This window comes from Micromonospora sp. NBC_00362 (genome assembly GCF_026342155.1).
Taxonomy (GTDB): Bacteria; Actinomycetota; Actinomycetes; order Mycobacteriales; family Micromonosporaceae; genus Micromonospora; species Micromonospora hortensis.
In genome coordinates this window covers 1,388,711-1,407,493 of record NZ_JAPENH010000001.1, presented here as the reverse complement: position 1 = coordinate 1,407,493, position 18,783 = coordinate 1,388,711, and the positions used below count along the sequence as shown (strand labels likewise).

The window sequence follows — 18,783 nt, the reverse complement described above, 5'->3', positions numbered from 1 at the left end:
GCGGCCGGGCCGCGCGCGCCGCCCGGAATCGCGTACCGTTGCCGCTCATGGGTGTGTCGCAACGGTTCAAGAGCAAGTTCCGGCGGTTCCTCCAGCGCCCCGGCTCGACCGTGGATCTTGCTCCACTGGAGAAACTGCTCCCGGCGATCGAGGCGCGCGAGGCTGAGCTCACCGCGCTCGACGACGCCGAGCTGACCGCGGCCGCGGGTGCCGCCGTCGGTTACGAGGAGATCTGCGCCGTCGGCCGTGAGGCCGCCCGCCGTGGCCTCGACCAGCGGCCGTACGACGTGCAGCTGCTCGGCGCGATGTCGCTGCTCTCCGGCAAGGTCGCCGAGATGGCCACCGGTGAGGGCAAGACACTGACCGCCACTGTCGCCGCGTACGGGCACGTCCGGCTCGGCAACGGCCCGGTGCACGTGCTCACCATCAACGACTACCTCGCCCGCCGCGACGCCCAGTGGATGGAGCCGGTCTACACCCTGCTCGGTCTCACCGTCGGCTGGGTCAACGAGGCCTCCACCCCGCAGGAGCGGCGCGACGCGTACGCCTGCGACGTCACCTACGTCTCGGTCAGCGAGGCGGGCTTCGACTACCTGCGCGACCAGCTGGTCACCGACGTGGAAGACCGGGTGCAGCCCGCGCTGACCACCGCCATCGTCGACGAGGCCGACTCGATCATGATCGACGAGGCCCGGGTGCCGATGGTCCTGGCCGGCGCCGTGCCGGGCGAGCAGGACCCGGTGCACGCCGCCGCCGCGCTCGTGCGCGGCCTGCGCAAGGACAAGCACTACACGGTCGCCGAGGACGGGCGCAGCGTGGCGTTCACCTCCGCCGGCCTGGCCGCCATGGAGGCCAAGCTCGGCATCGACCTGTACGACGAGGAGCACGTCGCGCAGCTCTCCGCGGTCAACGTGGCGCTGCACGCGCACGCCCTGCTGCACCGTGACGTGGATTACATCGTCCGGGACGGCTCCGTCGAACTGGTCGACGAGATGCGCGGCCGGGTGGCCCAGCGCCGCCGTTGGCCGGACGGTCTCCAGGCCGCCGTCGAGGCCAAGGAGGGGCTGGACGCCACCGCCGAGGGCGAGGTGCTCGGCACCATCGCCATGCAGGCGTACATCGCGCTCTACCCGAAGGTCTGCGGGATGACCGCCACCGCGGTGCTGGTCGGCGACCAGTTGCGGGAGTTCTTCGACCTCGAGGTCGCGGTGATCCCGCCGAACACCCCGTGCATCCGCGAGGACGAGCCGGACCGCATCTACGCCACCCGGGCGGAGAAGGACGAGGCGCTGATCGACGAGATCCAGCGTTGGCACGCCAAGGGGCGGCCGGTGCTGGTCGGCACCCTGGACGTCAAGGAGTCCGAGGGGTTGGCCGCCGGGCTGAACGCCGCCGGGGTGCCCTGCGTCGTGCTGAACGCCAAGAACGACGACGAAGAGGCCGCGATCATCGCCGAGGCCGGCGCGTACGGCGCCGTGACCGTCTCCACCCAGATGGCCGGCCGGGGCGTCGACATCCGCCTAGGCGGCAGCGACCAGACCGACCAGGAGCGGGTCGCCGAGCTGGGCGGGCTCTACGTGATCGGCAGCGGCCGGCACGACAGCCGCCGGGTGGACGACCAGCTGCGCGGTCGGGCCGGCCGGCAGGGCGACCCGGGCGGCTCGGTCTTCTTCGTCAGCCTGGAGGACGACCTCGTCGTCCGGCACGCCGCCGACTCGGTGCCGGCCTCGCCGCGGATGAACGCCGACGGTCTGGTGACCGACGAGCAGGTCGACTACGCCGTGGAGCACGCCCAGCGTGTCGCCGAGGGCGTCAACCACGAGATCCACCGCAACACCTGGCGCTACAGCGTGGTGATCGAGCAGCAGCGTAAGGCGCTCGCCGCGCGCCGCGAGCGGTTGCTGACCAGTGACGTGGCCGCGGTGATGCTGCTGGAGAAGGAGCCCGAGAAGGCCGGCGAGATGGACGAGGACCTGCTCGCCCGTGCCGCCCGGTCGATCGCGCTCTACCACCTGGACCGGCTCTGGGCCGAGCACCTGGCCGAGCTGTCGGAGGTCCGCGAGGGCGTGCACCTGCGCGCGCTGGGCCGGCTCGACCCGCTGGACGAGTTCCACCGGGCCGCGGTGCCGGCGTTCAACGACCTGATCCCGGAGATCGAGGCCCGCACCATCGCCACCTTCACCGAGACCGAATTCGATGAGGACTGGCAGCCCGACGACGGCACCCTGGTCCGGCCCACCGCCACCTGGACGTACCTGGTGCACGACAACCCGTTCGGGTCCGAGCTCGACCGTCTGATCGCGTCGATCGGGCGGCGGCTCAGCGGCGCCTCGCGCTGACGTATCGACCATCGGGGCCCCGACCGCGCCTCCGCGGGCGACCGGGGCCCCGATTTACGCCGTTTCGACCCAGGTTTCCCAGGGTAGTAGGGCTGGTCGGTCGAGTCGGGAGAGAGCAGACGATGACACAGGTGACGATGCGTGCCGGGCAGGCGCGAGACGGCACGGAGGCTGCGAACCGGTGAATCTCGACACGCGCGAACCGGTGGTGCACACCCTCGGCGTCCTGGAAGCAGCCGCGCTGTTACGGGAGCTGACCGCCGGGCTGATCGCCCTGACCGACTTTGATGAGGCGCTGCTGGCCCTGGTCCGGGTCACCCGGGACGCCGTCGCCGGGGTGCGCTGGTGCGGGTTCACCGCCCTGCGGGCCGGCGAGCCGGCCGGGGTGGCCGCCTCCGACGAGGGGCTGGCCGGCCTGGACGACCTTCGACACGGGCCGGACACGCCCGCGCTGAGCGCGATCCACCGCCGCGAGATGATCCTCGCCGCCGACCTGACCGGTGAGCCCCGCTGGCCGGCCTGGACGGCGCACGCCCGCGACCTCGGCGTACGCGGGGTGATCTCCGCACCCGTCGACATCGACGACCAGGTCATCGGGGCGATCAACCTGTACGCCGCCGCGCCGGACCTGTTGACCCCGCAACACCAGTTGACCGCCATGCTGCTCGCCGAACACGCCGGCCTGCTGCTCGCCGCCGTCCGCGACCGCAACCGACAGCTCACCCTCGCCGGTGAACGGGACGCCTCACTCCTGCACGACGGGGTGGTGGGCCAGGCCGTCGGCGTGATCATGACGCAGCGCGGATGCCCACCAGCCGAGGCCCTCGACGTGCTGCGTACCGCCGCCTCGTCGCTGGACATCCCGCTGCGCGAGGTAGCCGAGCGCCTGGTCCGGACGGTCTCCCGCCAACGCGACAACTGACCCCGGCGGCGTCCTTCCCGTGGCCCCCGTCGGCTGGTCGGCCCGCCGGCCGCGTGGGCCCCGTGGGCCGTTGAGTCGCGTCGACGGGGTGACCGACTCGGTTTCAGCAAGTCGGGGTGTCACGCCCCGACGTCCTGAAACCCGAATCGACTGCCCCTCCCGCTGGCCCCACCCTGAACGGTTGATCATGAAGTTATTGCCCTCCGCTGCGGCGAGTCGCGGCAATAACTTCATGATCAACCGGGTGGGCGCCGGGGGGTGACCTTCCCGGAGACGTTTACAGCTATCGGTCTGGCCGTCCGGCCTTGGCAGGCGGCCGTGGTGCCCGTTCTCCCTGCCGGCGGCGAGTCGGGCGGCATCGTTTCGCCTCAACCGGCCCCGGGTAGCACTCTGGTCAGGTGAGCTGCGCCGACCCGGGGGAGGACCGATGCAGAGCCGGCTGCGGGTGCAGGGGCAACCGATCCAACCGATGCTGGTGACGTTCCCGCTCGGGCTCTTCGTCAGCGCCACCGTCTTCGACCTCACCGACGTGATCGGGGGGCCCGCGTTCCTCGGGGAGGTCGGCTACTGGACCGGCGTCGCCGCCCTCGTCGCCGCCGCGCTGACCGCCGTGGCCGGCATGGTCGACCTGTGGGACGTGCCGGGCGACCGTACCCGCCGCACCGCTGTCGCCTTCAACCTGGTGAACGCGGTGATGGCCGCGATGTTCCTGCTCACCTGCCTGGTCCGGTCGCACTCCCCGCAGCGCGGCGCGTCGGTCGCGATCCTGGTCACCGAGCTGGTCGCGCTGGCCGTCGGCGGGGTCGGCGTGCACCTGGGTGCCCGCCTGATGCGTCAGTTCGACAGCAGCCGCGCCGAGACCGGCGGCCTGGAGGCGCTGGCCGGCTCCACCGGCGAGATCGCCCGCCCCTGACCGACCTGCCGCCCTGGCCCGACCCACCCGTCGGGCCTGCTCGACCTGCTGCCCGCCCTGCCGCCCTGGCCCGACCCGCCTGTAGGGCCTGCTCGACCTGCTGCCCTGGCCCGACGCGCCCGTAGGGCCTGCTCGACCCGTGAGCCGGGCGGTCGGCCGGTCGGCGGGCCTGGTGCGCGGGGCCGGTAACCGTGCGACTGGTCGGTTTACCATCCCCGGATGACCTCCTCTCTGGACACGCTTCCGAAGATCGGCGCGCCCGCCACCCGGGCCCTGCACGGCGCCGGCTACACCGCGCTGCGCCAGCTCGCGGGCGTTCCTCGGACGGACCTGGCCGCGCTGCACGGCATGGGCCCGAAGGCGCTCGGGATCCTCCAGGCCGCCCTCGAGGAGCACGGGCTCGGCCTCGGCTGAGATCCACCGCGGACGCCCCGGCCGGACGCAGGCAAATGGGTTGCCGGCCGGGTGAGCGGCCGCAAGGCTGAGCGCCATGACCGCTGAGCGTGACGCAGAGGACTTGATCGCGGAGGCCGCCGCCGCGCCCGTCGATGGTTGGGGCTTCGGCTGGCTGGCTGGCCGGGCCACCGAGGAGCGTCCACACTGGGGGTACGCCCGGCTGGTCGCCGACCGGATGGCGCGGGCCGACGCGGCGCTGGACGTCGACACCGGCGGCGGGGAGGTGCTCGCCGAGGTGCCTCGTCCACCGAAGCTGCTGACGGCGACCGAGGCGTGGCCGCCGAACGTGGAGGTTGCCCGACGAACCCTGCGCCGGGTCGGCGCGTCGGTGGTCGCGGTCGCGCCGGACGGGCCGCTGCCGTTTCGTGGCGCCTCATTCGACCTGGTGGTCAGTCGGCATCCGGTGCGTACCGACTGGGTTCAGACGGCGCGGGTGCTGCGGCCGGGCGGGACGTTCCTGTCGCAGCAGATCGGGGCCGGCACCATGCGGGAGCTGAGTGAGGCGATCCTCGGGCCGCTGCCGCCTCCGACCCAGCGGCACCCCGAGCACGCGGTCGCCGCCGCCGAGGCCGCTGGCCTGCGGGTGGTCGACCTGCGTCGGGCCACGCTGCGGGCGACCTTCGCCGACATCGGCGCGGTGGTCTGGTTCCTGCGCAAGGTGATCTGGACGGTGCCCGGGTTCACTGTCGACCGCTACCGCGCACCACTGCGCGACCTCCACCACCGCATCGCCAGAGAGGGACCTTTCGTCGCCCACGCCCAGCGCTTCCTCATCGAGGCCACCCGCCCCTGACGGCCCACCCCCACCCGTCGATCTTGCACTTTCGGCACTCGCAAATGCCGCTGAACTGGGCAATTCGACAACCGAAACTGCAAGATCGGCGGAGAAAGGGCGAGGGCGTGGGTGGGGCGGGGCGGGGGTGAGGGCGGGAGTGAGGGTGAGGGTGAGGGCGGGGTTAGTGGTGGTGGGTTTGGTGGTGGGTTGCTAGGACGTCGGCGCCGAAGTCGCTGGCGGGGCGGCGCAGCACGGTGTGGGCGTGGTTGCCGTCCGCGGTGGTGTTGTCGTACTCGATCAGCAGGTCGTCGCCCTGCACCCGGTAGTAGTGCCGCCGCCCGGGGTGGGTCGGGCCGGCCCAGGCGAAGTGCAGCGGGCCGGCGTCCAGTCGGGTCGCCTCCCGGATGGCCAGCTCGGGCGGCAGCCGGTCGAGGTAGAGGGCAACCACCTGGTCGAGTAGCGCGCGGCCGGTCGGTCCCAGCCGCTCCGCCGGTACGCCGAGGGGCTCCAACGGCGCGTCGACCCGCCCACGGGTGGCGCTGATGATGTCCGCCGGCGCCTCGTCGGCGATGATCGCGGCGGCCCGCTCGGCGGGGCCCAGCGCGTCGAGCAGGGCGCGGGCCAGGTCCTCCTCCACACCGAGTGGGCGGGAAACCGGCCGGCCGGCGTAGCGGACCGCGGCCGGGTTGGCGCCGAAGAAGATCGGCGCGGGGGAGACCTGGCCGTCCACCACTGTCATGTTCACCGACAGGTGGTGCCCTTCGAGTCGCCACGCCCAACGGTCGTCGCGCGCCGGGTCACCGAACACGGCCACCCAGTAGTCGGCACTGTGTCGCCCGCGCTGCCAGCCCTCGGCCCGGTCCAGCACCTCCTCCAGCGAGATGATCGCCATCGCCTGTGCGTACGCCGAGGAGCTGAGTGCGGTGGCCAGCAGCCGGTGGGCGGCCTTGCGGGCGGTGACGTCGAGCTCGGCGAGGCAGACGCCCGGTCGGGGTCGGGGCCGGTATTCCAGCCAGCGTCGGGCCGCCTCGTCGTCGAACGCGTGCACGGCGCTCTCGCGGGCGGCGGGGTCGAGGGCGGTCAGCAGTGCGGTCGCGGCGGCCCGCATCTGCTCCGGCAGAGGATCTTCCACCGACCCTGTATACCGGCCGGCCGTGCCGGTGTCAGCCGACGCGCAGCAGCTCTGTCATCTCCGGCAGGTCGAAGAAGCGCGCGGTCTCGACGGCCGACGGGTTGCCGTGTGCCGGATCCGCGCCGGCGGCGAGGAGCGCGCGGACCGCTTCGGTGCTGCTGCGGAAGACCGCCGCCGCCAACGCTGTCTGACCTCGGTCGTTGGCCCGGGTGTGGTCGGCGCCGCGGCTGAGCAGGGCGGCCACCGTGTCCGGCTGGGAGTGGTACGAGGCCAGGATGAGCAGTGTGTCGCCCTTGTCGTTGGTGAGGTTTACCGGCAGGCCGGCGTCGATCTGCGCCGCCAGTTCGTCGGTGGCGCCGGCTCGGGCCAGGTCGAACATCCGGTGCGCGAACGCCAGCGTCTCGGCGTCGAGGTTCTCGGTCACCGGTCCAGGATAGGACGTGTCTTTCGGATCTTCGCCGGCCTACGACGGGCGCGGACGACGCCGTCCAGCCGCCTTGCCGGATCGCCGTCGGGGCCTCGTCTCGGCTCGACCAGATCCGGGAGACACGCCCCAGCCACACCGGTCCTGATAGGTTGCTCGGCCGGTGCGCTGGGGGAGGGTCCGATGGGTGAGACGGTGTACGTGGGCAACGCGGGCGTCGACGGCGCCACCAACGCTGGTTGGTTGCTCGGGCACTTCGCGCCGCCGGGGGAGATCCGGCACAGCACCGACGTCGAGGTGAAGTGGGGCGTGCATCCGCCCGGGCAGGCCCGGTCGCGGTGGGCGACCGGTGAGGTGCGCACCACTCTGCTCGTACTCGTCGAGGGGTGTTTCCGGGTGGAGTTGCCGGACCGGACGGTGCGGCTGGCCGCGCCGGGCGACTACGTGGTGTGGGCCCGTGGGGTGGACCATTCCTGGTTCGCCGAGCGGGCGTCGGTGGTGTTGACGGTGCGTTGGCCCTCGTTGCCGGGTTACCGCGCGGACCCACCGGTGCTGCGCTGATTCACCCGAGCGGCTGACCCTGCGTCCCATCAGACGGAATTACCTACTAAACCTATAGGCTTTGCCGTCTAGAGTACGAGGGCACCCCGCCGAACGACCCGCGAGGAACCGCCATGACGCACCACCGTCCGGAGCCCGACCTGCTCACCGTTGCCGCCGGATGGGCCGAACCGGCTTGCTGGCCAGTCGCGCTGCGTTTCGACCCCGCCGAGCGTTGGTACGCCCGCCTCGCCGTCACCGACGAGCACGAGGTGTGGGCGCTGAGCTGGCTGCCCGGGCAGGGCACCGACCTGCACGACCACGGCGGCTCCTCCGGGGCGTTCCGAGTGGTCAACGGCGCGCTCACCGAGGAGACGGTCAGCGCCGGTCGACTACGCCCCCGACTGCTGCCGGCCGGCGCGGGCCGCCGCTTCGGCCCCCGGCACGTGCACCGGGTGACCAACCGAGGCGTCGATCCAGCGGTCAGCGTGCACGTCTACCGGCCGGCGCTGCTGCGGATGACCCGCTATCACCTCCTCGACGGGCGGCTGCGGGTCGCCGAGGTCGCCGAGGCCGGCCGGTCCTGGTAGCCCGCGCACACCGAGAACCCCTGTCACCGGAAGGAACCGATAATGCAGACAACCGCCGAGCACTGTCCCGCCCCAGTGCCGCCACCGGGCTCCCGGGGCATCGACGAGATCCTGGCCGCCGCGCGGGCCCGGCTGCGCCGGCTGGACCCCGAGCGGGCGCACCTGGCGTACCGGGCCGGAGCGCTGCTGGTCGACATCCGCCCCGCCGCGCAACGGGCCGCGCACGGCGTGGTGCCGGGCTCGCTCATCGTCGAACGCAACGTGTTGGAGTGGCGCTTCGACCCACGCTGCGCGGCCCGGCTGCCGCAGGCAGTCGACTACGAACTGCCGGTGGTGATCCTCTGCCAGGAGGGCTACACCTCGTCGTTGGCAGCCGCCGCGTTGCAGGACGTCGGCCTGCACCGGGCCACCGATGTGGTCGGTGGGTTCGCGGCCTGGCGGATCGCGGGCCTGCCGGCCCTCGGCCCGACCCCACTGCACCACCCCTCTCCCCTCGCGTCCCCGGTCAACGCCGGCTGGGCGCGCCGCTGACCGTCACGCCACACCCGGCGTGGCGCGCGTACCGCCACTCAGGAGGCACCATGTCCGTCGTCGCCATCCCCACGCGCCGCCACCCCGGCGTGCGCCCGCCGGCCCGTCCGCGCACCAGCCCGACCCTGACCATCACCCTCGACCTCGTCCCCGGGCCGCTGAGCCCTCGGCTGGCCCGGCTGGTGCAGCTGCTCGGCGAGCTGGCCGAGTCGGGGGAGGGCCAACTGCGTGCCGTCGAGGACCCCGCGTCGGGGCCGCGACCGGCCCCGCGCCCCGCCGCGCCGCCCGCCGCACCGGACCACGTCCGCATCCTGGCCGGCTCGCGGATGGTCCGCCAAGGCGACCAGGTCATCGCGCTGACCCGCATCGAGTACGAGCTGCTGCTGTTCCTGGCCGAGCGGCCCCGCCGGGTCTTCACCCGCCTGCAACTGCTCTCCAGCGTCTGGGGCTACGAGCACGCGGTGGCCCGGACGGTGGACGTGCACGTCCGCCGGCTGCGGGCCAAGCTGGCCGGCTCGGAGGTGGTCACCACCGTCTACGGCGTCGGCTACCGGCTGGCCGACGAGGCGCCGATCAGCGTGGATCACAGCAGCTGAGCCCTGGTCCGGCGGCGATGTGACCGCCTGGTGAACCGGTCGGGGACCCCCGTAACGGGGCATCTCGACGACTCTGCTGTAATCATCAGGCCTCGTACGCAGAGCGAGCATTTGGCTCCGATGTGTTCGTCAATTGTCACATTCATGCAACGTAGCCGCCTCTTGACCCTCGCCCAGGCGCCGGGAAGCATCGATGAAGCGGCGTCCCGGGCCGTGGGGAGATACCCGGACCAGCCCAAGGAGGACCATGTCGGTCAGCCCCGCCTCGTCGCGCGCCGGATGGCATACGTCCCAACCCGCGGTGCCCGGTCGACCTCCCGGCGGCCAGCGTCGCCCGGCGAACACCGCAGCGCCCGTGCTCACCGTGACGCTGTCCATCCCACTGGCCTGTGAGGAGTCGCTGACCCCGGCGGCGCGCCGGCTGTTGGAGGCCGCTCGCGAGATGCTCGAGCGCGGCGAAGGCGTGATCATCGGCTCGGTCCCGGCCGAACGCCGCCCCGACCAGGCGCCCGCCAACCGGTCGCCGTCCCGCCCGATCAGCCCGACCATTCCCGCCCTGCACATCCTCGCCTCGTCGCGCTCGGTGCTGCGTGACGAGGAGCCGCTGCCGCTGACCCGGCTGGAGTTCGACCTGCTGCTGCATCTGGTCGCCCACCCGCGCCGGGTGTTCACCCGGCTGCAACTGCTCAACGCCGTCTGGGGCTACGAGCACGCCGGCGTGCGTACCGTCGACGTGCACGTGCGTCGGCTTCGCGGCAAGGTCGGCGTGGACGTCCCGCTGGTCACCACCGTCTACGGCGTGGGCTACCGGCTGGCCGACGACGCGCGGGTCACCATCGACCGCAGCGGCTGACCGGCGGCACCGCCGTACCCGGGCGCGGGGCAGGATGGTCCGGTGCGCATCCGCCCCATCTCGCCCGACCTGCTCGTCACCGAGCTGACCGGCCGGCTGGCCGACGCGGCGACCCGCGCCGCCGCCGGTCCCGCGCGGCTGCGGGTGGCAGTGGACGGCGCCCCCGCCGCCGGCGTCGACGACCTGGCCGCGGCGCTGGTCGACCCGCTGCGCGCCCAGGGTCACCCGGTGCTGCACGTCCGCGCCACCGACTTCCTGCGCCCCGCGTCGCTGCGCTTCGAGTTGGGGCGCACCAACCCGGACTCCTTCTACGAGGCCTGGGTCGACGAGGCCGGGCTGCGCCGGGAGGTGCTCGACCCGGCCGGTCCGGGCGGCAGCGGCCGGCTACTTCCGTCGCTCTGGGACGCCGACGCCGACCGGGCCAGCCGCGCCCGCTACGTCGACCTGGCCCCCGGCGGTGTCGTCCTGGTCAGCGGCTCGCTGCTGCTCGGCGGTGGCCTGCCCTTCGACGTGACCGTCCACCTGGAGGTGTCCCCGGCGGCGCTGCGCCGGCGCACCGAGCCGGCCCAGCAGTGGGCGCTGCCGGCCTTCGACAGGTACGCCGAGGAGGTCGTCCCGGCGAGCTTCGCCGACGTCGTGGTACGCGCCGACGACCCCCGCCGACCGGCGCTCGTGGAGCCCGGCGGGAACGACTGACAACAACCGAGAATTTGTCGGTTTGCACTGCTGATTCGGCGGGTACTCGCCCGGCTCACAGAGCGCGGGTGACCGCCCGCGCACCGAACGCGACAGTGACCGGGGCCCCGCGCCGCCGGCACCCGGTTCACCTTGAGCCACAGGCCCAGGAAAGGCAGGCAGCGATGCTCGTCCACGACACGGTCGGTACGACCCGGTCCCAGACGGAGATCGATCAGATCCGACAGTCGCTCCAGGCGCGCTACGACGAGCTGACCGCGGAGTACGACCAGGCGGTGCTCCAGAGCCAGGTGCTGCGGCTGGTGGAGGTCGGCGACACCGCCGGCGACGACCAGGCCGACAGCGGCACCAAGACCGCCGAGCGGGACACCGCCCAGTCCCTGTTGCGGACCATCCTCGACCGCCGCGCCCAGTACGAGCACGCCCTCGGCCGGCTCGAGGAGGGCACCTACGGCTGGTGCGAGGGCTGCTCGGCGGCGATTCCGGTGGAGCGGCTGGAGATCTTCCCGTCCGCCACCACCTGTGTGACGTGCAAGCAGACTCGCGAGCGGCGGGCGGCCTGAGCCACCCCAGCGGTTGCCGGTCGGTCCGCGACGCGATGGACTTCAGCCATGGGTGACATCCTCGTGGGCACCGCGTCCTGGACCGACCGCACACTGCTGGACTCGGGGTGGTATCCGCAGACCGCCGACACCCCGGAGAAGCGGCTGGCCTACTACGCCAAGCAGTTCCCGCTGGTCGAAGTGGACGCCACCTACTACTCGCCGCCCGCCGAGGCGACCGCGCGGCTGTGGGCCGAGCGCACCCCGGCCGGCTTCACCTTCAACATCAAGGCGTTCAGCCTGCTGACCGGGCATCCCACCCGGGTCAGCGCGCTCTACAAGGACCTGCGCCCGGAGACCGACAAGAAGAACGTCTACCCCGACGACCTGCCCGCGCAGTCGTACGAGGAGGTGTGGACGCGCTTCCTGTCGGCGCTGGACCCGCTGGTCGAGGCCGGCAAGCTGGGCGCGCTGCTGTTCCAGTTCCCACCCTGGTTCACCATCAAGCGGGCCAACAAGCAGTACCTGCTGGAGGTGGCGAAGCGCTGCGCGCCGCTGCGCCCGGTGTACGAGTTCCGGCACGCCTCCTGGTTCGACGGCGACAACGCCGACGAGACCCTGGCCTTCCTGCGCGAGCACAAACTGCCGTACGTCTGCGTGGACATGCCGCAGGGCCACCGCTCGTCGCTGCCTCCGGTGCTGGCCGCCACCGCGGACCTCGCCGTCATGCGCTTCCACGGGCACAGCGACAAGTGGACCAGCAAGGACATCCACGAGAAGTTCGGCTACCACTACTCCAAGCGGGAGTTGGCCGACTGGGCGCCGAAGCTGCGCGAGCTGGCTGACGAGGCCGGGCAGACCCACGTGCTCATGAACAACTGCTACCGCGACTACGCGCAGACCAACGCGAAGACCCTCGCGGGCCTCCTCGACGCCAACTGACCTCACCCGATCCGGGTGGGGCCGCCTCACCCGCTGCGCGGGCATGGTGGACGCGGTGGGTACGGCCGTCCGTCGACGGCCGACGCCGGAGACGACACGGAGGTGACGGGGATGACGGCTCGAGTGGTGACGGATCGACGGCGTGGTGCCGTCCTGCACGTGGTCGGCACGGCCGACAACGCCCGGCGCGCCCCGCAGGGCAGCCCGGTGCGGGCCCGCCGTGGGCCGGTGGGGCCGCCCCGCCGCGCCGACGACCGACGGTGGGACACCACGGAACGGGGGTCGACCGATGGCTGACGCGATGATCTCGGCGTTCGAGTCCTCGCTGGACAAGACGAACCTCATTCTCAAGGACATCGAGAACGCCTACGGCTGGCCGAAGGAACGGCGCAACCAGTCGTACGCGGCGCTGCGCACGGTGCTGCACCTGCTGCGCGACCGGCTGCCGGTGGACGAGAGCGTGGAGTTCGCCCAGCAGTTGCCGGTGCTGGTGCGGGGCATCTACTTCGACGGCTGGGTGCCGTCGGACGTGCCGATCAAGCTCAACCGCGACGACTTCCTCTACGAGGTGCGGCAGGGCTTCCCGTACGACGCGGAGGGTGGCCCGGAGCGGGTGACGCAGGTGGTGCTGGACACGCTGCGCCGCCACGTCACCCAGGGTGAGTGGCAGGACGTGAAGGACACCATGCCCAAGGACCTCGCCACGATGATGCCGTGACAGCCCGACACCGCGAGCCCGCCCGACCGACGTCGGGCGGGCTCAGTCGTCGGCGACGGTCGTGGGCACCCGCGACACCGGGTGTCCGGCCTGCCGGGCCAGCGCGGCGAACGCCACGGCGTCCACGATCGCGGCGCCGCCCGGATCGTTGTTGAAATAGACGTACGTCGGCTCGTCCGCGCCGAAGGCGTCGGTCAGACGACCGACCCAGGACCGCAGCGCGGCCCGACCGTAACGCGGCCACGGCCGTGCCCGCCCCTCGTGCAGCCGCAGGTAGCCGAAGTCGGTGGTGCGCCATCGGGGGGCGATCGGGCGGCCCAGCCGGTCCGCCCAGACCAGCGCGGCCCGACGCCGCTCCAGCACCGCCCGGGTGGCGTCGGTCCACCAGGAGGGGTGCCGGGGCTCGACCGCTACCCGCACCTGCGCCGGGAACAGTCGCAGCGTCGCGTCCAGCGCCTCGACGTCCGCCCGCAGGTTCGGTGGCAGTTGCAGCAGCACCGGGCCGAGCCGGTCACCGAGCGCGGTGGCGCGGCCGAGGAACCGGGCCACCGGCTCCGCCGGGTCACGCAGTCGCTTGATGTGGGTGAGGTAGCGGCTCATCTTCACCGCGACGCAGAAATCCGCCGGGGTGCGTGCCCGCCAGGCGGCGAAGGTGTCCCGCTCGGGCAGCCGGTAGAAGGCGTTGTTGACCTCGACAGTGGCGAACCCGGCCGCGAAGTGCTCCAGCCAGAGCCGCTGCGGCAGCCCCTGCGGGTAGAAGCGGCCGCGCCAGTCCCGGTACTGCCAGCCGGACGTGCCCACCAGGATCACCACCCCATCCTGGCACTCTCCGCCGCCGCCCGCGAACTGCCCGTGTCGCCCCGGTTCGGCGTCTACGGTGAGGGTTAGAGAAGATCGCGCGTGGGGTACCACCCGCAGCACGACGGACCCCGGCGTACGGCGGGGCGGCACACCCGAGGGAGTACCGATGGCACTCAACGATGACGACATGCAGACCACCGGCGGCGGCGGCGCGGAGGGCCCGGCCGACGGCGGCGCGACGCCCGGTCAGCACGACGGTGGCGCCGATGGTGGCGCGGAGGGTCCCGCCGACGGTGGTGCCACCCCGGGTCAGCACGATGGTGGCGCCGACGGCAGCGCGGAGGGTCCCGCCGACGGCGGTGCCACCCCCGGTCAGCACGACGGTGGCGCCGATGGTGGCGCGGAGGGTCCCGCCGACGGTGGTGCCACCCCGGGCCAGCAGGACGGCGGCGCTGACGGCAGCGCCCGGTAGCGGCTCGCCATGACCTACCTCGACCCGCCGGGCGGCCACCACGGCCGCCCGGCGGTTCCGTCCCCCGAGGCCACTGCGGCGCTGGCCCGCTGCGTCTCGGTCGAGCCGGCCAAGTTCGCCGCCGCGCACTGGGGGCACACCCCGTTGCTGTCCCGAGCCGCCGAACTACCCGACCCGGCCGGCTTCACCGACCTGCTCAGCCCCGCCGACGCCGACGAGTTGCTGAGCCGGCGCGGCCTGCGTACCCCGTTCCTGCGCGTCGCCAAGGACGGCCAGTTGGTCGCGGCGTCGCGCTGGACCGGCGGCGGTGGCGCGGGCGCCGAGATCGGCGACCAGGTGCTCGACGAGCGGGTCCTGGAGCAGTACGCGTCCGGGGCGACCCTGGTGTTGCAGGGGCTGCACCGGATCTGGCCGCCGCTCGTCGACTTCGCCCGCGACCTGGGCCTCGCGCTCAACCAGCCGTTGCAGATCAACGCCTACCTGACCCCGGCCGGCAGCCAGGGCTTCGCCACCCACTACGACACCCACGACGTGTTCGTGCTCCAGGTCGACGGCCGCAAGCACTGGCGGATCCACCAGCCGGTGCTGCCCGACCCGCTGGAGAAGCAGCAGTGGGGTGGGCGCGCCGACGAGGTCGGTGCCACCGCGCAGGGCCCGGCCGCGCTGGACGTGGTGCTCGCCCCCGGTGACGCCCTCTACCTGCCCCGGGGGTGGCTGCACAGCGCGCAGGCGCAGGACGCCAGCTCGCTGCACCTGACAGTGGGCATCCGCGCGCTCACCCGTTACGCCCTGGTCGAGGAGTTGTTGACGCTGGCCGCCGAGGACCAGCGGCTGCGGGCCAGCCTGCCGTTCGGCACCGACGTCGCCGACCCGGACGCCATCGAGCCGGAGCTGACCGAGACCGTGGAGGCGTTGCGGGACTGGCTGCTGCGCGCCGACCCGGCCACCGTCGCCGCGCGACTGCGGCAGCGGGCCTGGCCGGCCGCCCGCCCGGCGCCGATCCGACCGCTCGCCCAGGCCGACGCGCTGGCCACCCTGGACGCCGACACCCGGGTCGCCCTGCGTCCCGGCCTGCGCTGGCAGTTGGTGCCGCACGACTCGGACACGGTGGCGCTGCGGCTCTTCGACCGCACCATCACCCTTCCGGCGACCTGCGAGCCGGCCGTCCGCGCAGTGCTCACCGGCACTGTCACCCGGGTCGGTGACCTGCCCGGCCTGCCCGATGACGCCGACCGGGTCACCCTGGCCCGCCGACTGCTCCGCGAGGCTGTCCTGGTTCCGGCCTGAGCTACCCGGCGGTGGCCGCGACCAGCTCGATCCTGAGCGTGTTCGTGATCTCGTCGGTCAGCTCGCCCTCGGCGCCGACCGAGATCGTGCCCTGCTCGGTGACCCCGAAGACGAGTTCCACAGCGCCGGCCTTCAGCACCAGCGGGTCGTCACCGCCGCTGCCGGCGGCGACCACCGCGCGGATCGTGGTGATCGCGTCCACCAGGGTCGCCGCGACCGCGCTGTGCCGCAGCTCGTGCCGATCCTGGAGATCCTCCGCGACGAGCGTGATGTCGATCGTGTGGGTCTTCTGGTGGGAGCGGCTGCCACCCACCTTCACCTTCCAGCCGATCACCGGGACCCGGAAGTCCACGCCACCGCCGGCCTTCGTGGTGACGACCGCGCTCAGGATCAGCTGAACGGAGGCGACCCGAAGATCCCGGCCCTCGTCGGTCGTGGAGATGCCGGCCTGCTCCACCGCGTACTTCACCGCCGACACCAGTTCCGCGACGGGCACGCTGTAGTCGGTCACGTCCATGCCGCAACACCTTTCTGCACGAGTTGACTTGCCGGCCGCTCAGACGGCGGCGGTGGCGAACGGGTCGCCGTACACCGTGTAGGCCAGCCAGGTCGGGTCGAGCGGGTCGTCCTGCTGCTCGATCCGTGCGGCGAGGGCGGCCGCCCCGAGCGTGGCGCCGTCGGCGAGGGAGCGGTAGAACGCTGTCGCGAAGCGCGCCGAGCTGTCCGAGCGCACCGCCCAGAGCGTGCCGACGAAAGCGCCCGCTCCGGACGACATGAACTGCTGCGCCCAGCCGAGCATCTTGGTGTACGTCGGGGCCACGCCCGCGCTCCGGCACGCGTTGATGAACACGAGGGGACCGGTCTCCGCCAGCAGTTTGCGAATGCTGGCCTCGGCGAGCAGGGTCGGCTTGAACCGGCCGCCGTCCATGTCGATGTATGAGCCGTCCGCCGAGAAGGTGTTGTGGCAGGCGAAGTGGGTCGCTCCCAGCGCCCCCGAATTGATCAGGGTGAGGAGTTCGTCGGCCCTGGTGATGGGCTCGCTGTGGGCCGCGCCGAGGATGGCGCGGATCGCGGTGACCTCCTCGTGCGCGCCGGTGGGAGCCTTCGCCGGCACGACGAAACGCGGGTTGCGCAGGCCGACCTTCGCGTTCCGGTGTTGACCGTAGGTGCGACGGACCACGGGGACCTGCTCGACCAGGAAACCGGCATCGCGTTGGGCGCTGAGCGGATAGAGCAGTTCCCACGGGACCACGTCGTGGTCGGTGGCGATCGTGAAGGCGCTCATGTCGCCGCCGACCTGCCAGAACTGGTCCTGCACGTCGGCCGGCACCAACTCCGACCACAGCTGGATCCCCGCCGACCGGATGACCTCGCGGGTCATCGCCGCGGTGTAGCGGGAACCACCGCCGGCCAACTGCTGCATCTCTCGGATGGCGTTCTCCACCGCGGCGTTGGGCGTGTTCGTGACCGACTCGACGACCGGGGCGAACAGCGCCGCGTCGGACCGCAACTGGAACGTGTACCGGCTGCCGTCGAACCGGACCTCCATGGTGACCTCGCCCGGCCGTGCCCGCGGGGCACCCAGTGGCGCGACCTTCGGTTGTCCGTCGCGGAACGGCCCACCGTCGGCGACCGAGACCTCGACCGAAACCTCGGTGAGGAACGTGCCGCCGGCCCAGGCGGTCACGTCGACGCGATGCAACCCTGGGGTACGCGCCCCGAAACCGAACCGGATCGGGTCCGGATCGTCGTCCGGCGTGACCAGCACGGTCTGCTGGAGTGGGCCCTCGGCGTGCAGGCCGGCGGGCGCGTGGACGGTCACGGTTACCGGTGTGCCGGCCTCGGCGACGAGGAAACTCCGCATCCGTGCCGCCACGGCGTCTGCGGGAACCGATCGTCCCTCGGTGACGAGCCGGACCTCGACGCTCAGATCCTGCCCCGCCGGGACCTGCGTGGGTGCGCGTGCCACCAACAGCCGCTCTGCTTTCGGAATGGTCTCCGAGGAGGGAGGTCTCGCCCCTGGCTCCGATCCCACGCTCTGCCAGGGCGCGGCGCTGCCCGCCGTGTGGGGCAAGGTCGGTGGTCCGGTAAACGTCGGTGTCGCCCCGATTTCGACGTTCACCGCACGGTCCGCCTGGACATTCGCCCAGAGGCTCAGCCTCCGCGCCTCCCATCGCTCCAAGGGGTGCTCGGCGCGTTCGCGCATGGCGTCTGTTTGCCGCTTCGACGTGCGCTCGCGCACATAGCGACTGGTGCGGTCGTCGAGGGACAGCCGGGTGCTGCTCAGGTGGAGGGTGATGCCGCCGAGCGCCGAGGCGTCGTCGGTGAGCCGTCGGTCCAGGGCGGTCTGGGCCGCGAAAATCTCGTCGATGGCGTACTGCGCACTGATCGGCCGGCAGGTGTCCAGCAGGAACTCGCGGACCAGGACCCCGGCGTCCGTGATCGCGTGTCGGACGATCAGCGCTGGGTCGGTCACCCGGAGGCCGACGGTGATCGACGCCTCGAAGTGGTACGCGGCGGTCCCGGCCGGGAGCCGGAGGTTGACGACGATGGAGTGGTCACTGGTGTCCACCTCGTAGCGCGTCGAGTAGTGGGCCACGAACCCGGGGTGCCACCACCTCAGCCGGTCACTGTCGGCGGCCTCCAGATCACCCGTGCGGGTCGAGTAGACGATCGCCGCCGAGGGCCCGTGGCTGGGGGGCGGCATGAACCCTCGCACCGGCTCTACGCTGAGGATCAGCGGGATCGCGGGCCCGGCTGGTGCGGCCTCCCGACCGAAGGCCGTCGCGAGGTCGTCGACCAGGTGGTCGATGTCCGCTTGGACGCTGCTCGTATGGATCCGCCGGTAGTGCTGCTGGCCGAGCGGTCTGCGCGCTTCGGGCAGGGGCCCCGCGGATGGCAGTTCGGCGTCGTCCACAAGCACCGGAATGACCGGAACCTGCTGTCTGAAGGCGGCGGCGATCGTCCGGCGGCTGAAGCCCGGTAGGCGCTCCACGCGGCCTGCCGACTCGCCGCGCGAGGGAGTTTCGATCACGACGATGAGCGCCGCCGAGGCAGACAGGCGGCGCCCAAGCTCGGCGAAGGGCAGGATCACGCGGGGATCGTCGCGAACGACACTGTCGCTGCCGAATCGAGTGGTCAGCACGTCATCGAGCAGGCGCGCGACGGGGTGATCGTCGTCGGAGCGGTAACTCATGAAGAAGCTGACCATTTGACGTACCGTATCGAAGATCGCGCCCTGATTTTCGCCGCGC

General features: G+C 72.3%; 22 protein-coding genes. 17 read left to right on the top strand and 5 right to left on the bottom strand.

Annotated elements, in window-relative coordinates; genetic code table 11:
- Positions 1–47: 47 nt before the first annotated feature.
- The 5 genes from secA2 (at position 48) to OG992_RS06375 (ending at position 5,423) form a co-directional block, all read left to right on the top strand.
- On the top strand, positions 48–2,339 hold the full coding sequence (secA2, locus tag OG992_RS06395) for an accessory Sec system translocase SecA2 (protein WP_266302652.1): 2,292 nt from the start codon (positions 48–50) through the stop codon (positions 2,337–2,339).
- A gap of 181 nt (positions 2,340–2,520) precedes the next feature.
- Positions 2,521–3,261, top strand: coding sequence for a GAF and ANTAR domain-containing protein (locus OG992_RS06390; protein ID WP_238685887.1), 741 nt, complete (start codon positions 2,521–2,523; stop codon positions 3,259–3,261).
- Between the two features lie 427 nt (positions 3,262–3,688).
- Entirely contained in the window at positions 3,689–4,174 is a 486-nt protein-coding gene (locus OG992_RS06385; RefSeq protein ID WP_238685886.1) for a DUF2231 domain-containing protein, read from the top strand.
- 219 nt (positions 4,175–4,393) lie between these two features.
- Positions 4,394–4,588, top strand: coding sequence for a DNA-binding protein (locus OG992_RS06380; protein WP_238685885.1), 195 nt, complete (start codon positions 4,394–4,396; stop codon positions 4,586–4,588).
- A gap of 76 nt (positions 4,589–4,664) precedes the next feature.
- Complete coding sequence (locus tag OG992_RS06375; RefSeq protein ID WP_266302651.1) at positions 4,665–5,423, top strand: class I SAM-dependent methyltransferase; 759 nt, start codon at positions 4,665–4,667, stop codon at positions 5,421–5,423.
- A 163-nt stretch (positions 5,424–5,586) separates the two neighbouring features.
- On the opposite strand, the gene OG992_RS06370 is transcribed toward OG992_RS06375, so the two are convergent.
- Positions 5,587–6,537 (bottom strand): DUF3500 domain-containing protein, encoded by a 951-nt coding sequence (locus tag OG992_RS06370; protein ID WP_266302650.1) that lies wholly within the window; start codon positions 6,535–6,537, stop codon positions 5,587–5,589.
- Positions 6,538–6,568: 31 nt separating this feature from the next.
- Positions 6,569–6,961 carry an ankyrin repeat domain-containing protein gene (locus OG992_RS06365; RefSeq protein WP_238685882.1) on the bottom strand — a complete coding sequence of 131 codons (393 nt, stop codon included), beginning with the start codon at positions 6,959–6,961 and terminating at the stop codon, positions 6,569–6,571.
- A gap of 183 nt (positions 6,962–7,144) precedes the next feature.
- On the opposite strand from OG992_RS06365, the gene OG992_RS06360 reads away from it, so the two are divergent.
- The 10 genes from OG992_RS06360 to OG992_RS06315 all read left to right on the top strand — a co-directional run bounded on the left by OG992_RS06360 (position 7,145) and on the right by OG992_RS06315 (position 12,969).
- The gene (locus OG992_RS06360; RefSeq protein WP_030490949.1) at positions 7,145–7,522 is read left to right on the top strand and encodes a signal peptidase I; all 378 of its coding nucleotides are present in this window, start codon (positions 7,145–7,147) and stop codon (positions 7,520–7,522) included.
- A gap of 113 nt (positions 7,523–7,635) precedes the next feature.
- On the top strand, positions 7,636–8,091 hold the full coding sequence (locus tag OG992_RS06355; protein ID WP_238685881.1) for a cysteine dioxygenase family protein: 456 nt from the start codon (positions 7,636–7,638) through the stop codon (positions 8,089–8,091).
- Between the two features lie 42 nt (positions 8,092–8,133).
- Positions 8,134–8,622, top strand: a complete 489-nt coding sequence (locus OG992_RS06350; RefSeq protein WP_238685880.1) for a rhodanese-like domain-containing protein — start codon at positions 8,134–8,136, stop codon at positions 8,620–8,622.
- Between the two features lie 50 nt (positions 8,623–8,672).
- Positions 8,673–9,218: a winged helix-turn-helix domain-containing protein gene (locus tag OG992_RS06345; protein ID WP_238685879.1), complete on the top strand. Its 546-nt coding sequence runs from the start codon at positions 8,673–8,675 to the stop codon at positions 9,216–9,218.
- Between the two features lie 247 nt (positions 9,219–9,465).
- The gene (locus OG992_RS06340; protein WP_238685878.1) at positions 9,466–10,071 is read left to right on the top strand and encodes a winged helix-turn-helix domain-containing protein; all 606 of its coding nucleotides are present in this window, start codon (positions 9,466–9,468) and stop codon (positions 10,069–10,071) included.
- A 42-nt stretch (positions 10,072–10,113) separates the two neighbouring features.
- Entirely contained in the window at positions 10,114–10,767 is a 654-nt protein-coding gene (locus OG992_RS06335) for a uridine kinase (RefSeq protein WP_238685877.1), read from the top strand.
- A 164-nt stretch (positions 10,768–10,931) separates the two neighbouring features.
- A complete protein-coding gene (locus OG992_RS06330) occupies positions 10,932–11,330 on the top strand; it encodes a TraR/DksA C4-type zinc finger protein (RefSeq protein ID WP_091408390.1) in 399 nt (132 codons plus the stop codon).
- Between the two features lie 48 nt (positions 11,331–11,378).
- On the top strand, positions 11,379–12,251 hold the full coding sequence (locus OG992_RS06325; protein WP_266302649.1) for a DUF72 domain-containing protein: 873 nt from the start codon (positions 11,379–11,381) through the stop codon (positions 12,249–12,251).
- Between the two features lie 111 nt (positions 12,252–12,362).
- Complete coding sequence (locus OG992_RS06320; RefSeq protein ID WP_238685875.1) at positions 12,363–12,548, top strand: hypothetical protein; 186 nt, start codon at positions 12,363–12,365, stop codon at positions 12,546–12,548.
- Positions 12,541–12,969, top strand: coding sequence for a DUF2267 domain-containing protein (locus OG992_RS06315; RefSeq protein WP_124775985.1), 429 nt, complete (start codon positions 12,541–12,543; stop codon positions 12,967–12,969). The genes OG992_RS06320 and OG992_RS06315 overlap by 8 nt, the downstream gene beginning before the upstream one ends.
- A gap of 42 nt (positions 12,970–13,011) precedes the next feature.
- Here the strand turns inward: OG992_RS06315 and OG992_RS06310 are convergent, their stop codons facing one another.
- The gene (locus tag OG992_RS06310; RefSeq protein WP_266302648.1) at positions 13,012–13,779 is read right to left on the bottom strand and encodes a DUF72 domain-containing protein; all 768 of its coding nucleotides are present in this window, start codon (positions 13,777–13,779) and stop codon (positions 13,012–13,014) included.
- A 157-nt stretch (positions 13,780–13,936) separates the two neighbouring features.
- Here OG992_RS06310 and OG992_RS06305 point away from each other — a divergent pair, with 157 nt between their 5' ends.
- Positions 13,937–14,242 (top strand): hypothetical protein, encoded by a 306-nt coding sequence (locus OG992_RS06305; RefSeq protein ID WP_091408405.1) that lies wholly within the window; start codon positions 13,937–13,939, stop codon positions 14,240–14,242.
- A 9-nt stretch (positions 14,243–14,251) separates the two neighbouring features.
- Positions 14,252–15,529, top strand: coding sequence for a cupin domain-containing protein (locus tag OG992_RS06300; RefSeq protein WP_266302647.1), 1,278 nt, complete (start codon positions 14,252–14,254; stop codon positions 15,527–15,529).
- Between the two features lies 1 nt (position 15,530).
- Here OG992_RS06300 and OG992_RS06295 read toward each other — a convergent pair whose 3' ends face one another.
- A complete protein-coding gene (locus OG992_RS06295) occupies positions 15,531–16,046 on the bottom strand; it encodes a trypco2 family protein (RefSeq protein ID WP_238685872.1) in 516 nt (171 codons plus the stop codon).
- Between the two features lie 39 nt (positions 16,047–16,085).
- Positions 16,086–18,740 (bottom strand): CHAT domain-containing protein, encoded by a 2,655-nt coding sequence (locus tag OG992_RS06290; protein ID WP_266302646.1) that lies wholly within the window; start codon positions 18,738–18,740, stop codon positions 16,086–16,088.
- Positions 18,741–18,783 lie beyond the last annotated feature (43 nt).

Excerpts from the sequence above, each read along its gene's own strand:
- secA2 (WP_266302652.1), top strand. The coding sequence starts at position 48 with ATGGGTGTGTCGCAACGGTTCAAGAGCAAGTTCCGGCGGTTCCTCCAG.
- OG992_RS06385 (WP_238685886.1), top strand. The coding sequence starts at position 3,689 with ATGCAGAGCCGGCTGCGGGTGCAGGGGCAACCGATCCAACCGATGCTG.
- OG992_RS06380 (WP_238685885.1), top strand. The coding sequence starts at position 4,394 with ATGACCTCCTCTCTGGACACGCTTCCGAAGATCGGCGCGCCCGCCACC.
- OG992_RS06375 (WP_266302651.1), top strand. The coding sequence starts at position 4,665 with ATGACCGCTGAGCGTGACGCAGAGGACTTGATCGCGGAGGCCGCCGCC.
- OG992_RS06360 (WP_030490949.1), top strand. The coding sequence starts at position 7,145 with ATGGGTGAGACGGTGTACGTGGGCAACGCGGGCGTCGACGGCGCCACC.
- OG992_RS06355 (WP_238685881.1), top strand. The coding sequence starts at position 7,636 with ATGACGCACCACCGTCCGGAGCCCGACCTGCTCACCGTTGCCGCCGGA.
- OG992_RS06350 (WP_238685880.1), top strand. The coding sequence starts at position 8,134 with ATGCAGACAACCGCCGAGCACTGTCCCGCCCCAGTGCCGCCACCGGGC.
- OG992_RS06345 (WP_238685879.1), top strand. The coding sequence starts at position 8,673 with ATGTCCGTCGTCGCCATCCCCACGCGCCGCCACCCCGGCGTGCGCCCG.
- OG992_RS06340 (WP_238685878.1), top strand. The coding sequence starts at position 9,466 with ATGTCGGTCAGCCCCGCCTCGTCGCGCGCCGGATGGCATACGTCCCAA.
- OG992_RS06330 (WP_091408390.1), top strand. The coding sequence starts at position 10,932 with ATGCTCGTCCACGACACGGTCGGTACGACCCGGTCCCAGACGGAGATC.
- OG992_RS06325 (WP_266302649.1), top strand. The coding sequence starts at position 11,379 with ATGGGTGACATCCTCGTGGGCACCGCGTCCTGGACCGACCGCACACTG.
- OG992_RS06320 (WP_238685875.1), top strand. The coding sequence starts at position 12,363 with ATGACGGCTCGAGTGGTGACGGATCGACGGCGTGGTGCCGTCCTGCAC.
- OG992_RS06315 (WP_124775985.1), top strand. The coding sequence starts at position 12,541 with ATGGCTGACGCGATGATCTCGGCGTTCGAGTCCTCGCTGGACAAGACG.
- OG992_RS06305 (WP_091408405.1), top strand. The coding sequence starts at position 13,937 with ATGGCACTCAACGATGACGACATGCAGACCACCGGCGGCGGCGGCGCG.
- OG992_RS06300 (WP_266302647.1), top strand. The coding sequence starts at position 14,252 with ATGACCTACCTCGACCCGCCGGGCGGCCACCACGGCCGCCCGGCGGTT.
- OG992_RS06295 (WP_238685872.1), bottom strand. The coding sequence starts at position 16,046 with ATGGACGTGACCGACTACAGCGTGCCCGTCGCGGAACTGGTGTCGGCG.
- OG992_RS06290 (WP_266302646.1), bottom strand. The coding sequence starts at position 18,740 with ATGGTCAGCTTCTTCATGAGTTACCGCTCCGACGACGATCACCCCGTC.